Origin of the sequence: Borreliella yangtzensis (assembly GCF_014201775.1) — a bacterium.
Lineage (GTDB): Bacteria > Spirochaetota > Spirochaetia > Borreliales > Borreliaceae > Borreliella > Borreliella yangtzensis.
The window spans coordinates 418569-434321 of sequence record NZ_JACHFG010000002.1 but is presented as its reverse complement, the minus strand read 5'-3'; the positions used below and the strand labels follow the sequence as shown (position 1 = coordinate 434321).

Here is a 15753-nt window from a genome sequence, read left to right as displayed (position 1 = left end):
TATTTTATTAGTAGTGCGGGGTAGTATGCAAACTAATTTTACAATGAAATATTTTACTATTTTATCAATCTTTTTATTATTAATGTGCAGTATTAATTTATTTTGTTTTCAAGAAAAGTTAACTACTTCTTACTGGGAATTTCCCAAAGAGGATATGATTAAAAAACACATAAAAATGGGTATAGTTTACCATAATTATATAAATCCTATATTTTACAATGAAAACTATAAATACATTGCCTTTATTGGGATATTGACATCTTATAATGAATGGATTGAAATACAGTTCAGTCCCATAAATTTTTTTACCATTCCAATAAATAAAGATTTCATTTTAAATACTTATTTCAATTTGGCTCTCACTATTTACATTGCAAAGTATTCAATTTTAACTGATACACTTAGTATAAAATTTTTTATTGGAACTCAAATCGATTTAACTCTAAGAACTACTATATTTATAGGAAAAACAACTAATGCATTTCTTTACCCAATATTTCCCCTAATTGCCTTAAAATTTGAAATTGATTTCATACCTAATAACTATAGCATTTACTATAAATTATCAACTTCTTTTAAAGAATTTATTATTTTAGATCTAGGAATCTCTATTTTTATATCATAAAAAATTTTAAATATTTTTCTTCTTTTCGAAACTTTTAACAAAAGTTATCCAATTATCTAAACCACAACTTGACAAACAAATTTTTTAAAGAATTTTATTACGGAATAAGAACTATATTCATACCTGAATTTAAAGACCTTTTAATAGCATTTTCAATATTAGAAAAACTTTTTGTAATTGCTCCCATATCATAAGAATCTGTCATCATAATACCAGCAATATTTAAATTATCCCTTATAATATTAACAATACTTTTAGACATACTAGTTATATCTTTAGAAATTTTAGGAACATTTACATGGCCAATCATGATAAACTTAGCAGCCCTACCAAAAACAAACGGTATAAAATTATTTAGCATTAAAAAGCTTTTACTATATGGCAAAACCGCCAAATATTTATGTGTATCTATGGTTGTTCCACCTAATCCAGGAAAATGTTTGATTGCCGAAAATACTCCATGCTTCTGCATGCCATCAATAAAAGCTTCTACCATAAGTCCAATATTATAGGCAGAATATCCTCCGAATGTTCTATTTAGTAACGGGGTATGTGGTGAAAATTTTATGTCAGCAACTGGAGCCATATTTAAATTAATACCCAGCCTGCGCAATTGTTTAGCAAGAATTTCACCAATCTTATAAATAAGATGCAAATCTTTAACACTACCTACATACTCCATAGCTGGGAAATTATAAACTCCCATTTTTTTATTTTCACCAGCTCTACTAACTATCCCCCCCTCTTCATCAATAGCAATAAAAATATCATGTCCAATATGACTTTTTATTGCATTAATCAATCCTTTTGTCTGTTCAGCATCTTTTAAATTTTCTCTAAATAAAATTATACCAACAGGATTAATCTTTTTTATTCTATCAATATCATCAATGTTAAGCCCTTGAACATTCTTTAAATTTGTTAAATTCCTAATCCCAATAAATAAGTTTCTATTTTTTAAAATAGTTTGAAAATCAAATTCGCCTAAAAACTTCATTAAATCTACAAGATCTGATTTATCCTTATTAAAATATTCATAATCTATTTCTGGTAAAGATTCCGTCGCAAATAAATTTAAACAAACAAAAATGAAAGGTAAAGCTTTCAAAAAGTCCATCTATAATATCCAGGCAACAAACCATAATCTTTTAATAACAAAGCAGACAGGGAACAATCCAAATCTTTAATATCATTATAATTATCAGCTCTCTTTTTACAATAATATCCATGCCCATCTTCAAGATAGTTGCTATTAAGCAACATATCGATAAATAACTTTGCAGGAAGGAATCTTTTGCTTCTATCAACTGTTAAAATTAATGGGTTTTTCATTAATTTTAACACTTCCCAAGTTATTTGCTCAACCGAAATGTACTTACCAAATTCCTTATCTTGTTCTATAATTCTAATAGGCATTTTTTCTATTATTTCATCAATATTTTTTATCAAATATTCTAAATTAAAAAGTCCAGTAGCACAATTAAATAATAGCTTATTACCCTTGTTCTCAAATCCTTGTATAATCTCTAAAGAAATTCCCCCACCAATATCAACACAAGTTAAACGATCTTCACTATTTACTGCCAGAACCCCTCCCTTAAAATCTGTATTACTTTTAAAACTAAATTCAAATCCAGAAGAACAATCAGTCAAAGCCATTATAGCAAGTGCTTTAAAATTGATTGTAAAGCCCATATTATCAACATTACCAATATATATAAATCTTTTTCCAGATTCATAAAGCTGCAAATAAATATCTTTTAAAATTTTAAAATTTTGACCATGACCAGCAGGCAAAGCTAAAATTGAATCATCATTTTTATTATCCTTGATAGTAAAATATTGATAATTAGAGCTATTTAGTTTTTCATAACAATAAATCAAAGGTTGAACAGCTGTAAAAATATCTTCTTTTTTAAGATTGCAAAAATTTATACTTTTAATCAAATCATCTAAAAATAAATCATCCAAAAATTTTGAAATAAATTCATCCGTTTTGCAACTAGTCATTTGAAATATTGAAGGCTTAACTCTTCTACCACAAAAAGATTCATATCTTTTGGCAACCATCAAAAGGTGTCTGATTTTCAAAGCTAAAAAGGAGAATCCAAAACTACCGTCTTTATTAATATAAGCTGGGGTTATGCCCTTTGGGAATTTTACAAATTTTTCTTTAAATTCAAGTATCTTAGATTCATACCGCATATATAAATCTTCATTTACTCCCCTATTTTTAGCTAAATCAAAATAACTTGTTGCAGAGCCTCCATTTAAGATTCCAAAAGAAAGATATGGGAAAAGCATTAGTCCCAAATTTTCAAGATCAGAAGAAGAAAAAATATAACAGTCGCCTTCTTCTGAATGCAAAAACTTAGAAAAATCATAAAAATATTTCTTTAAATTATTTTCAACCAAACTTTTCTTAAATTTAAACCTCAAAATTTTGTCCGAAATATTAAAAATATTTTCATGATTATCATAAGGGAAATATTTAATGGATTCAAAATTATTAATTCCTATCTCACCAGAATTAAGTTTTTCAAGTACCGTTTCAGAAAAAATTTTATCAACTTTAATATTCATCAGTAAGAACTAAACCCCTTAAGATAAAGCTTTTAGTATAAGCAAAAAAACAAATTTTCAAGTATAATAATATAAATGGCTATATTATTGATTAATTATAGCAACAATATGGCTGGAATATCAATGAGAAGAAATTTACATGCTTAAACAATATTCACTTAACATAAAAAATTTAAAAAAAGCTTTTGACGAGATGATATTTTCTCCTTCAGGATTTAGAAAAATTTTTGCAAAATCAAAAAACAAAGATTCAACAGAAAATGAAATAGACAATGAAGATAAAATACTAATAGCACTAATAATCTTTACAATATCAAATTATTTTAAAAATGAGTTCAATCCCTATATTGGATTAGGATTAGACTCAAGACCCACTGGCAATATTATTGCAGAAATAACAATTAAAATATTAATAGCAAATAAAGAAAAGATTAAATTTTTTGGTATACTTCCAATAACTGAAATTTTAGCTTATACAAAAAACAGCAAAGATTTAAAAGGTTTCATTTATATATCTGCAAGTCATAACCCAATAGGATACAACGGAATAAAAATAGGATTAAACGATGGCGGGGTACTTAATTCTGATAAAACTCATGAAATAATAAAACAAATTAAAAATAATAGTCAAAATGAAAAGTTAATAAACCATTTAATTAACATTCTAAATAAATTTAATGAAAACAAATCTCATTTAGAATGTTATAATAAAACAATAAAATTAGAAAGAAAAAATAAAAACAAATCTTACGAAGCATATAAATCATTAATACATAAAATAGCATATGAAAACGATATTAACAATAAAAATATCGAGATTTTAAAAAAAAGAATACTAAAAAATCCAATTGGGATAATAGCAGAAATGAATGGAAGCTCCAGAATTAATTCAATAGATAAAGAATTAGCAGAATCTTTAGGATTGAAAATAGAATTATATAATGACAAAATAGGTATCTTTAAGCATAATATTATTCCCGAAGGAAAATCTTTAAATGAATGTAAAAAACTTCTACAAAAAAAATATATACAAGACAATTCTTTTGAACTAGGATATGTACCAGATTGTGATGGAGATAGGGGCAACCTAGTATTTATAGACAAAGCCACAAACACTGCAAATATCATCGAAGCACAAAAAATATTTGCACTTGTAGTAATTTCAGAGCTCAGCTATCTTTATTATACAGGAATAAAAAATAACATAGCAATAGTAACCAATGATGCAACATCTCTAAATATTGAAAAAATTGCAAATTTTTTTAACGCCAAAGTTTATAGAGTAGAAGTTGGAGAAGCCAATCTAACAGAAATGGCAGATGATTTAAGAAGTCAAGGATTGATTGTAAAAATTTCAGGAGAGGGATCAAACGGAGGTTGCATAATATATCCTTCAAGGGTAAGAGACCCAATTAATACCTTACTTAGTATCGTAAAATTATTAAAAATGAAAGAACTTTACCAAATATGGTGTAAGTTATCTAAAAACTACTATAAAGAAAAATATAATTTACAAGATATTTTAGATACAACAAATTTTTATAGCAATGTAATGGTATCATCTAATAAAGCCAATTTAACAAATCTTAAAGTAGAAAATCAAGAAATTTTAAAAAGCAATTATGAAATACTATTGATCAAAGAGATAAAAAGCAATAAGTTATTTCAAAAATTATCAATAGTTGATTATGAAATCATTAACTATGAAGGAAAAAGACAATCTAAGATTAGAACAGGAGATGCCTCAGGAGGATTAAAAGTACTGTTAAAAACTAATAATAAAGAAATTGTTGCAACCTTATGGATGAGGATCTCAAAAACAGAACCGGTAATAAGGGTGCTTAGCGAGGTTATTTATAAAAAAAGAAGCATTTTGTTCAAACTACTAGAATTCAATAAAAATTTAATCAAAAAGGCACACCAGCCATAAATTAATATTGTTTGATTTAAATAATAAGTTCATAACCACTATAAGTCTAACATAAAATCAATAATTTTCATTCTTCATTTTTTGTTTTTTTAGCACTATATTTTATTCCATTCCAAGTTTTTGAAAGACCTATTAAATCTTTAACATCTTTTATTACTTTATTTGCAACAAACCTTGCCCTGCTAGTACCATCAAAAATAATTTCATCAATGTAATCTTTTTTTTTTGCTTCATAAAAATTCCTTTTATCCCTAATTGGCTTTAAAAAATTATTCAAAGCTAAAAACAATTTTTTCTTAACCTCAACATCACCCACTTTGCCCTTCTTATACCTACTTTTAAGATCTTCAACTTCTTCATGATTACTATTAAAAATACTGTGGTAAATAAAAACAGGATTATCTTCAACATTGCCGGGAATATCTGCCCTTATTCTATTTGGATCTGTATACATAGACATAATTTTTTTTTCTAACAAATTTTCATCATCGTTTAAAAAAATTGCATTATTAAGACTCTTACTCATTTTATTTTTACCGTAAATACCTACCAAAGGGCTAGAATCTGTGAAAACAGATTCGGGTATTGGAAAAAAATCATCTTTGTACAAATGATTAAATCTTCTTGCAAGTTCTCTTGCAAATTCAATATGAGATTCATTATCACGTCCAACGGGAACTAAATTTGCCTTTGCCATTAAAATATCTGCACTCATAAGAACAGGATATCCTAAAAGGCCATAAGGAATCTCTTTAAGTCCTGCCGCAATGCTCATATCCTTTATACTTGGAATTCTTTGTAAACGCGCAACAGTAACAATCATTGAAAATATTAAATAAAGTTCAAAGAGCTCGGGTATGGCTGATTGCAAATATATACTAACCTTATTAGGATTAATCCCACAAGCAAGATAATCTAAAACCATTTCCCTAACATTAGAAGGTATTGTATTTATGCTTTTCAAATCGGGCTTTGTAGTTAAAGTGTGCAAATCAGCTATAATAAAATATGTTTCATAATTTTCTTGAAATTTTAACCTATTTACTACAGATCCCACATAGTGCCCTAAATGAAGAGCACCGGTAGGTCTATCTCCCGTAAGCATAACCTTTCTTTTCAAAATCAAATCTCCTTATCTTTGCTTGCAATATAATTAATATTGCTTAAAATATCAGAACCACCTAAAAATACAGAAAACGACTTTAACCAACTTACATTATCAACTATTACCTTTATAATCACAGTAAAAGGATAAGCTATTAAAAGGCCCACAATACCCCAAAGCCATCCCCAAAAAAACAAAAAACATAATAGCAAAAATGGTGAAATATCAAGTCTTTTCCCTTGCATTTTTGGCTCAAGAATATTCCCAATTAACATTTGAACAGAAGTATTATATATAAAAATATAAAGTACTATGTTTAAATTTGGATAAAATTGAATTAAAGATGTTATTACAATAAAAAACACAGCCAATATAGACCCAATACTAGGAATAAAATTAAAAACAAAGGTAAAAACTGCCCAAACTAGAGGAAAGTCTTGCCCAAACAAAGTCAATCCAATAAACACCAAAATACCTGTTAAGCAGCTCACAAGAATCTTTATTCCCAAATATTTGCCAATTTGATTATTAATCGTATCTAAAGCTCCAATAAATCTAGTAGATACTGGCTTTTTAAAAGCTTTATCAAGCTTCATTCCAAACACATGTATTTCTGAAAGCAAAAAATACAACAACAAAAAGACTACTACTAAACTACTTGTAAATCCAATAATCTCATTAGAAGCTCTTGTTAAAAATGGATAAATGTAACCAGAAAAATTCATGTTATTAATAACAGAACTATCAACTTTATAGCGACTAAGCACATCTTTCGCAATAAATGCCAATTGATTCTGATAGTAAGGCAATTGTTTTATTAAAACAGTAACACTGTAATAAACAAAATTAAAAATCAAATAAGAAAAAGAAAATAATAAAAAAAAGATAAGAAAAATTATTAAAAATTTTGGAACTTTGAATTTTGCCAAAAAAGTATACATGGGATAAACTAAAAATCCCAGCACTATAGAAATAGCCAAAGGTTTAAATACAGCTTCTGCTATTTTAAAAACCCCAATACATATTAAAACTATGACAATAAAATAAAAAACAGATTCTACTCTCCAAGGCTTTAGCCCTTGACTTGTATTTAAATCTTTAAACATATTCCCTCTTTTCGTTTTTTTACTGCTTTTATCAATTAAACAAAAGTAAGTAAAAGTAAATTAAATAAATTTATACACTCAAGCAAATTTTCTCCATTATCCAATTATACAGTTTAGTGCCCTTACTATAATTGGCCTCAGCAAAATCTCCCACTCTATTCTCATAAAACAATTTTTTTGCATTCTTATCATTTCCATGATACACTGTAAGGGTATTTCTACAATGATTTAAAATATTATTTAAGATTTCAAATGCCGGAATATCACTAAATCCATCTGCGATGTAAAATATATTGCTAAAAGGAATTTGTCTTTTACTCTTTGGCACTCTCTCGTTAACCTTATCATAGGATCCTTTATTGATTTCAAAAATAACCCTGGTTTTTATTGTATGATCTACAAAGTAACAAACACTGCTTAAAACCTTATTTCTAGAAAATTTATCATCTCTAAGCTCATAAAAAGGCATCAAATACGAGTCTATAAACTCACATGCCCACACTTTGCTCACATAAGGTGCAATTTTGCTTCCCAAAATCATTTGTCTAAACCCGCTTGAAACAATATAAATCTTAACCTGCGAATTATTATTTTTCAACTTTTTATTTATTTCAAGTATCTCATCAAATAAACTGATAACCCCTTCAAAAAAGCTTAACTTAGCACCTAAATTAAATAACACTCTATTATCCAAACTCTTAAAAAAACCCTCTCTTACATAGGTTAAAAAATGGGATAAATATATCATTTCATTAGAGATGATATTATAACCATTTTGATTATAAACATATTCTAAATTTTCAACTTCTTTCCAAAAGGAACAAGAATCAACACAATACTCATCAAACAACACTTGCTGCATATTACCATAAATAAGAGTATTATCAAAATCAAATATTAAAGCTATAATATTTTCTCTTTCATTCATAAATTCAAAAATAATTTAATTTAACTATATACTGTGCTTATTTATATATTTTATATTATACTAATATAGGTTAATAAGTACAGTTGTTTTAGCATTGAGATTGAATATAAAATTTATGATAGACATAAATGATTTAAATCAAATAAAAGATACTTTTTCAAGAATTTTAGACCTAAGCTTAATTAGCATCTTGGTATACTACATATATAAAAATGTGATCAATTCTTATTCTACAAATCTATTAAAAGGAATATTGGTCCTCACCTCTATAGGAATTATCTCCTATTATTTAAATCTCTATACCATTAGTTGGTTGTTAAATTATATCGCCAATATATTACCAATAGCAATAGTCATACTTTTTAATCAAGAAATAAAAAAAATAATAATGCAAATTGGAAATTTCAATTTAGCTTTTAAGCTTTCAAATAAAAAAGAAGAAACTTTAAAAGTTATTTCTGAAATTCTAAAAGCAGTTAAACACCTATCCGAAAACAAATCTGGAAGCCTAATATGCATCGAAAAAAAAATACAGCTAGAGCAAATAATAAACAAAGGAACTAAAATTGATGCACTAATATCTAGTGAACTTCTAATATCACTATTTGAACGCGAAACCCCTCTTCACGACGGGGCTGTAATAATTAGTAAAAATAAATTAAAATATGCAGGCTCATTTTTACCATTATCTAACGTTGATTCTATTAGCAAAGCATTTGGAACAAGACATAGAGCAGGACTTGGGATTTCTGAAAATTCTGACGCAATAACAATAATAACCTCCGAAGAAACTGGATCTATTTCCATCACAACTAATGCAAAATTGGAATACAATTTAAGCTTAAACGAAATTAGAAATAAATTAAATCTCGAGCTAATAGAGTAAAATAATGAAAATAAGTAAAAAAATAACAAACATAATAAAGTTACTATTTGATGATTGGCAAAATAAAGCTATTTCCATTTTAATAGCTATTCTAATGTTTGTAGCATTCCATTTCAATAAAATAGAATCAATAACAACTGAAAAAGAATTCAACATTGTCTTAAATGATCAAATAGCTCTCGGAAAAGTTCCCGACTTTAGCAAAGTCAAAATTACAATAAAAGTCAACAAAGATGATTTAAAATACCTTGATCTCAATAAAATAATATTATTTATTGAAGCATCAAAAATAAAGATTCCTGGGAAATATAAGCTGCCAATAAAAATAAAAAATCTTAACTCAATACACATTGCAGAATATAAACTCTCAAAAACAAATGTATTGCTAAATCTTGACAACAAAGTCTCTAAATCAGTTAAAATAGAACCTAAGTTTAAACTTATAGAAAAAGATGGCAAAGGAGAATATTTTATTGCAAAATACAATATATTGCCTGAACATTTATTAGTATGTGGCCCTGAACAAGAACTCAAAAAAATAAACACTATTCAAACCAACGTAAAAGAGTTTGATACAAGAACCCTATTTGTATCAGATTACCTTGAAGTAGTTCCTCCAAACCCTCTAGTTATGCTTGAAAAAAGTCATGTAGTAATCAATATTTATTTAAACAAAAAATATTCAAACACAACAATAAAATCTCCCAATCTTATTTTCAATAATTTAAAAAATGGGCTTGAGATTAAAGATAAGGAAAAAATAATAAACTCAGAAAACAAAATGTTTGTAAAAATAAAAACAAGACTTTCTGAAAAACAAATTAAAACCCATATAAACAATCAAAATATAAGCCTTGCCTTTGATTTAGCAAATATAAAAAACCCGGGGATTTACAACATTGCCACAAATATAATTTTTAAAGAGAATATCAATGAAACAGAAATATATGATTATGAACCTAAAAAAATAAAACTGGAAATCGTCGAAAGCTCAGAGATCAAACCATGAAGTCAATAGGATGTGATATAATAAAAGTTGAAAGATTCAAAAATTTTTTAGAAAATAAAAAAAAAATGGAAAGATTCTTTACACATAAAGAAATTGAAAATTTTAAGTTAAAAGGCGGTAGCATTTTAGAAAGTTTGGCTGGAAAATTTGCAGCTAAAGAATCTTTAATTAAAGCATTAAGTCCACTTTTGCAATATAAAATACGTTATGGTCTTAAAGATATTGAGGTAATAAAATCTTTAAAAGGAAATGCAAAATTTTGCTTGCATAATGAAATTGAAAAATTTGCAATAAAAATGAATTTAAAGCTATACCTAACAATATCCCATGAAAAGGAGTACGCTATTGCATTTGTAATGGTAGAAAATTAATTCATGAAAAAAATATCATATTTTACAAAAGAAAAAATTGAATGCCCTATATGTTATTTCAAATTTCAAAAAGAAGAACTTTTTACTGGAAGTAGTAGATTAATAGCTGGAGAGTTAAAAATTGATCTAAAAAGAGAATATATAAAAAACGACAAATATGGCAATATCTATCCTAGAATATATTCTGTAACAGTATGTCCAAAATGCTACTTTGCAACATTCCCAAGTGAATTTAATTCAATCCCTAAAAACAAAAAAGAAATTTTGCAAAATAAAAAATACGAAAGAAAAAAAATAAATGCAATTTTTGATAACATGATCAACTTCAACAAATCTAGAACATTAAAAGAAGGAGCTGCAAGCTATATTCTTGCTATGCTATGTTATGAACATCTTGAAAAGAACTTTAACCCTACCTTAAATCAAGCAAAATCAGCAATAAGAGCTGCTTGGACATTTGAAGACCTTGAAAAAGAAGAACCAAGCAAAAACTATAATTATCTTCAAAAAATATTTTACCACAAAGCTGCATATCTTTATAAACTAGTTATAGATAAAGACAAAGACAATTCAGAACCTATTAGCGCATCAACCACATTTGGCCCAGATACAGATAAAAATTACGGGTATGACAGTGTTCTCTACTTATCAGGCCTTCTAGAATACTTCTATGGAAATAAAGAGAATAAAGAATACAGATACAAACAATTAAACGACATAAAAACCACTCTTTCTAAGATAGCAGGAATGGGCAAATCTTCAAAAGAAAAGCCTTCAATACTTTTAGATAAAATCAAAGAAGTTTACTTTAAAATATCAAAGGAAATGAAAACTCTTAAATAAATGAAAAAAATATTAGCTAAGATTGCTTATGACGGATCTATATACCATGGATTTCAAATACAACCCAAAAAGCCTACGGTTCAAGGGGAAATTGAAAAAGCTCTAATAAAAATCAACAAAAAAAAAATAAAAATTCTTTCGTCTGGAAGAACAGATAAAGGAGTTCATGCAAAAGGACAAATAATAACTTTTGATATAAATATCAATATTCAGTTAATCAATTTAAAAAAAGCTTTAAATGCAATATTATCAAAAAACAGTATAAAAATATTAAAACTCAAATATGTAAAAAATTCATTTCATCCACGTTTTAATGCTAAAAAAAGGAAATATAGTTACTGTATATTAAACAGCAACAACTACTATCCATGGGAAAGTTATCAAGCTCACTATGTAAACAAAAAACTAAATATTAGTAATTTAAACCAAATGGCTAAAATATTAATTGGAAAACATGATTTTACCACATTTTCATGCATAAAAGATAAAAGCAAATCCAAATTTAGGCATATACATTTTGCTAAATTTAAAAAAAAAGGAAAATATATTATTTTTGAAATAATAGGATCTTCCTTTTTGTGGAAAATGGTAAGATCAATAATAGGTACAATGCTAGATATCGAAATAAAAAACGAATCAATTTCTATTTTTGAAACAATACTAAAATCAAAAAATAGAAACTTTGCAAGAACAACTGCGCCCGCAAATGCTTTATTTTTAGATAAGGTTTACTATGAATAATAATATTTTAAATAAAAAACTTTTTTTACTTAAAATATTGACAAATAATATTGAAGGTAAAATTACAGAAAGTTTTGAAAAAATAGAAAATGATATTAAACAAAAAATAGAAAAAGCTAAAAGTGTTAAAATTTATCAAAAAAATGGAAATATCAAACAACCCAAAGAAATGCCTATAAAACCCAAGAATTTAACTAACCTATTGCCAAATAATAGCTTACAAGAAAGAAACATCCACAACAATCATATCATAATATATATAAACAGAAACTACCTCAACGAATCTTCAAGAGAAATTATAACAAAATGGTGTAAAAGTATAAACATACACAATTATAAAATAATAGATACTATTGAATCACTTAACTTAGAAATCAACAATAAAAACCTTAAAGCAATTTTATCTTGCGAAGAAATAGATTTTTTCTTAAATCAACCACTAAGAATTCAAATTGTAAGAGGAATAGAACTAAGATTTAAAGGTATTCCTTTAGTTTTTACATACCTTCCTACAAATCAAATAAAAAATCCAGAATTAAAAAAAGAAATATGGCAAGATTTAAAAATAATAAAAGGCATAATAAAATATGGTTGAACATTATCATTCAACTTATTACTATGAAATTGCAATAAATATTCCTTTAAATAAACTTTTTTTTTACAAGTTTAACTTGAATCTAGAAATTGGAATAAGAGTAATGGTTAATTTTAACGGCTCTAATAAAATTGGAATAATTATTAAAAAATATTTTGAAAACGAATTTAAAGAAAAATTTGAATTCAAAATAAAAGAAATTATTCAAATAGTAGATAAAACTAAAATAATAACAGAACATAACATTAATTTAGCACATTGGATTAGTAAAAAAACATTCTCGGGCTTTGGAGAAACTTTGTTTTTTGGGTTGCCCAAGAATTCCAAATCTAAAAAAAATCAAACATTGCCTTCAATAGATGGGTATCTGTATACGAACCATAAAAAGCCCCTTCAACTAAACAACGAACAACAAAATATTTACAAAGAAATTATTGAATCAGAAGAAAATAATATTTTTTACCTTTTTGGAATACCTGGATCTGGAAAAACTGAAATATTTATAAAATTGTGTGAATATTACTTAACACTAGAACAACAAGTGCTTTTCTTGATTCCTGAAATATCATTAGGATATCAAATAATAAAAAGAATAAAACATGCATTAAATATACACCATAATAAAATTTATGAATATAACTCTAAAGTTCCAAATTCTAGTAAAAATTTAATATGGAATAAAGTCAAAAATGGAGAAAGCCTGGTTGTCATAGGCATTAAAAGCGTACTAATGTTACCTTTTACTAAATTAAAATTAATCATTATGGACGAAGAACACGAAACTACATACAAATCGGAAAATATTCCAAGATTTCATTCAAGACACATATCATTTTTCTTGCAAAAAAAATTTAATGCTAAATTTATAATGGGAAGCGCAACACCTTCTCTTGAGGCATACCACGCAATGAAACATAACCAAATAAAAAAAATATTAATGCAAAACAAATTCTCTCAAAGCAAAATAAAAGACATAAAAATAATAAATATGAAAAAAGAACCTAGCACAATTTCATCAGAACTATTATACAGTATTCAAAAAAGTTTAAATGAAAAAAGACAATCTTTAATTTTCATTAACAAAAGAGGGTATCTAAAAAATCTAGAATGCAACAAATGCGGGCATACAATTTGTTGTCCCAATTGCTCATTTGGTCTGATTTACCACAAAAAAGAAAACAAACTTTTATGCCACTATTGTTGTTACAAAACAAAAACAGCAAGTTATTGCCCTCAATGCGAATCAAAAGACATTAAATACAAAACTTATGGAATTCAACTTGTTGAAAAAGAATTAAAAAAATTTTTGCCAAATGCAAAAATTGCTAGAATAGATTCCGATATTACAAAAATAGAAAATATAGATTCAATAAGTAAATTTGAAAACAAAGAAATAGATATACTTATCGGGACACAAATCATCGCAAAAGGATTCAATTTTGAAAATATAAAAACATTAGGTATAATCAACGCAGACATTGGAATAGGACTACCTGATTTCAGAAGCAGCGAAAGAATTTTTACAACACTCTCACAAATTATGGGAAGAGCCGCAAGATTTAAAGATGACAATACAATTATCATACAAACAAAAAATCCCGATTATTATGCCATAAAGCATGCTTATAAGAATCAATATGAACAATTTTACGAACAAGAACTAGATATACGAAAAAAATTAAACTATCCTCCATTTAACAAAATTATTAGAATAATATTTAGAAGCAAAAATGAAGAAGCTGTTCAACAAAAATGTTGGGAATTTTTTGAAAAATCTAAAGAATTTTTACAAGAAGGAATTAAGCATTTGGGACCATCAGAAGCTATTATGAAGAAAATATCTAAAAATTACAGATACAACATAATATACTTATCAAAGTCCTATAGCTTACTTGAAAAACTGGTTAACAAGACAAGAGAAAAGGTGAAAATGACAAATACTGTTTACATTGAAATAGATTATTATCCAATATCATTAATTTAAATGAAATCCAGTCCCTCTTTACTTAAAGACTTAAGGAATGTTGAAAGCACATAAAGCGCTTTGTCATTATGTCCTCCTTCGGGAATAATAAGATCAGCATATTCTTTAGTGGGCTCAATAAACCTATAATAACCCCATCTAGTGGTGTTCAAATACTGCTCAATAACCGACTCCAAAGTACGCCCTCTTTTAGAAATATCTCTCCTTAAACGCCTAATAAATCTAATATCATTTGGGGTGTCAATGTATATTTTAAGATCTATTAAATTTCTTACTCTCTCTTCAACAAAAATCATAATACCTTCAACAATAACAACAGGAGTTGGAACAACCAAAACCGTTTTAAGTTGTCTTTTATGATTAATAAAATCGTAAAGAGGCATATCTATTGGGTTATTTTTTTTTAAATTTTTCAAATGTTCATAAAACAAATTATTATCAAAAGCATCCGGATGATCAAAATTTACTTTAGAAAACTCATGTTCATAATCACCCACACTCTTATAATAATTATCTTGGGAAATAAGGACAAATTCTGGAATAAACTCACTAATTTTACTCACAACTGTAGTTTTTCCGCTTCCAGAACCACCAGATATCCCAATAATCTTAGCCATCAATCAACTTCTTTTTTTCTATTTGCGGCATGTCTTTCAAAGTACCAGCCACAAACACATTCTTAAACCCCATACTTTTTAAAACTTTTTTAGCCTCGTAAGACTTATTAAAGCTTTTACCATAAACAATTATTTGGGATTCAAAATCACCCAATTTATCTTTTTTAGCAAATAAATTATTAAAAGGAATATTAATAGACTTAAAATAATGAGATTTACTATATTCTTTGGGAGATCGAATATCCAAAATTTTTGCTCCATTTTTAATTTTTTCCAGCAAAAATAGATTAATCCTTTTCATTCTAAGGATAATAAAAAACCAAATATAAAAAAAAAGCAGAACTAGTAATACTATAAATTTTGCATAATTCATCGCCATAGTTTTCATGAACATAATATCAAAAAAAATAAAAAAAGGGAATAAAATTGT

General features: G+C 26.6%; 16 protein-coding genes. 9 read left to right on the top strand and 7 right to left on the bottom strand.

From position 1 onward, the window contains the following. Positions 1-43 precede the first annotated feature (43 nt). A complete protein-coding gene (locus HNP68_RS04265) occupies positions 44-625 on the top strand; it encodes a hypothetical protein (protein WP_183220838.1) in 582 nt (193 codons plus the stop codon). Positions 626-722: 97 nt separating this feature from the next. On the opposite strand, the gene HNP68_RS04260 is transcribed toward HNP68_RS04265, so the two are convergent. Continuing rightward, positions 723-1742: a glycoside hydrolase family 3 N-terminal domain-containing protein gene (locus HNP68_RS04260; RefSeq protein WP_183220802.1), complete on the bottom strand. Its 1020-nt coding sequence runs from the start codon at positions 1740-1742 to the stop codon at positions 723-725. Then, complete coding sequence (locus HNP68_RS04255; protein ID WP_183220799.1) at positions 1730-3208, bottom strand: UTP--glucose-1-phosphate uridylyltransferase; 1479 nt, start codon at positions 3206-3208, stop codon at positions 1730-1732. The genes HNP68_RS04260 and HNP68_RS04255 overlap by 13 nt, the downstream gene beginning before the upstream one ends. 139 nt (positions 3209-3347) lie before the next feature. On the opposite strand from HNP68_RS04255, the gene HNP68_RS04250 reads away from it, so the two are divergent. Continuing rightward, positions 3348-5138, top strand: coding sequence for a phosphoglucomutase (locus HNP68_RS04250; protein ID WP_183220798.1), 1791 nt, complete (start codon positions 3348-3350; stop codon positions 5136-5138). A gap of 67 nt (positions 5139-5205) precedes the next feature. On the opposite strand, the gene trpS is transcribed toward HNP68_RS04250, so the two are convergent. The 3 genes from trpS to HNP68_RS04235 all read right to left on the bottom strand — a co-directional run bounded on the left by trpS (position 5206) and on the right by HNP68_RS04235 (position 8277). Continuing rightward, the gene (gene trpS / locus HNP68_RS04245; RefSeq protein WP_183220797.1) at positions 5206-6258 is read right to left on the bottom strand and encodes a tryptophan--tRNA ligase; all 1053 of its coding nucleotides are present in this window, start codon (positions 6256-6258) and stop codon (positions 5206-5208) included. Between the two features lie 2 nt (positions 6259-6260). Beyond that, on the bottom strand, positions 6261-7349 hold the full coding sequence (locus tag HNP68_RS04240; protein WP_183220795.1) for an AI-2E family transporter: 1089 nt from the start codon (positions 7347-7349) through the stop codon (positions 6261-6263). Positions 7350-7419: 70 nt separating this feature from the next. Continuing rightward, on the bottom strand, positions 7420-8277 hold the full coding sequence (locus HNP68_RS04235) for an HAD family hydrolase (protein ID WP_183220793.1): 858 nt from the start codon (positions 8275-8277) through the stop codon (positions 7420-7422). A gap of 115 nt (positions 8278-8392) precedes the next feature. Between HNP68_RS04235 and cdaA the strand changes: the two genes are divergently transcribed. The 7 genes from cdaA to priA are packed head-to-tail and all read left to right on the top strand — an operon-like array spanning position 8393 to position 14706. Continuing rightward, positions 8393-9163 (top strand): diadenylate cyclase CdaA, encoded by a 771-nt coding sequence (gene cdaA, locus HNP68_RS04230; RefSeq protein ID WP_183220791.1) that lies wholly within the window; start codon positions 8393-8395, stop codon positions 9161-9163. 4 nt (positions 9164-9167) lie between these two features. Beyond that, positions 9168-10172 carry a YbbR-like domain-containing protein gene (locus tag HNP68_RS04225; RefSeq protein WP_183220789.1) on the top strand — a complete coding sequence of 335 codons (1005 nt, stop codon included), beginning with the start codon at positions 9168-9170 and terminating at the stop codon, positions 10170-10172. Then, on the top strand, positions 10169-10543 hold the full coding sequence (locus HNP68_RS04220; protein WP_183220787.1) for a holo-ACP synthase: 375 nt from the start codon (positions 10169-10171) through the stop codon (positions 10541-10543). The genes HNP68_RS04225 and HNP68_RS04220 overlap by 4 nt, the downstream gene beginning before the upstream one ends. A 3-nt stretch (positions 10544-10546) precedes the next feature. After that, entirely contained in the window at positions 10547-11386 is an 840-nt protein-coding gene (locus tag HNP68_RS04215) for a DUF2225 domain-containing protein (protein WP_183220785.1), read from the top strand. Continuing rightward, positions 11387-12127 carry a tRNA pseudouridine(38-40) synthase TruA gene (truA, locus tag HNP68_RS04210; RefSeq protein WP_183220783.1) on the top strand — a complete coding sequence of 247 codons (741 nt, stop codon included), beginning with the start codon at positions 11387-11389 and terminating at the stop codon, positions 12125-12127. Continuing rightward, a complete protein-coding gene (locus HNP68_RS04205; protein WP_183220781.1) occupies positions 12120-12722 on the top strand; it encodes a uracil-DNA glycosylase family protein in 603 nt (200 codons plus the stop codon). Before truA ends, HNP68_RS04205 begins: the two co-directional genes overlap by 8 nt. Then, complete coding sequence (gene priA / locus HNP68_RS04200; protein WP_183220780.1) at positions 12715-14706, top strand: replication restart helicase PriA; 1992 nt, start codon at positions 12715-12717, stop codon at positions 14704-14706. Before HNP68_RS04205 ends, priA begins: the two co-directional genes overlap by 8 nt. On the opposite strand, the gene udk is transcribed toward priA, so the two are convergent. Further along, complete coding sequence (gene udk, locus HNP68_RS04195) at positions 14703-15323, bottom strand: uridine kinase (RefSeq protein WP_183220778.1); 621 nt, start codon at positions 15321-15323, stop codon at positions 14703-14705. The genes priA and udk overlap by 4 nt on opposite strands. After that, complete coding sequence (locus HNP68_RS04190) at positions 15316-15696, bottom strand: rhodanese-like domain-containing protein (RefSeq protein ID WP_183220836.1); 381 nt, start codon at positions 15694-15696, stop codon at positions 15316-15318. The genes udk and HNP68_RS04190 overlap by 8 nt, the downstream gene beginning before the upstream one ends. Positions 15697-15753 lie beyond the last annotated feature (57 nt).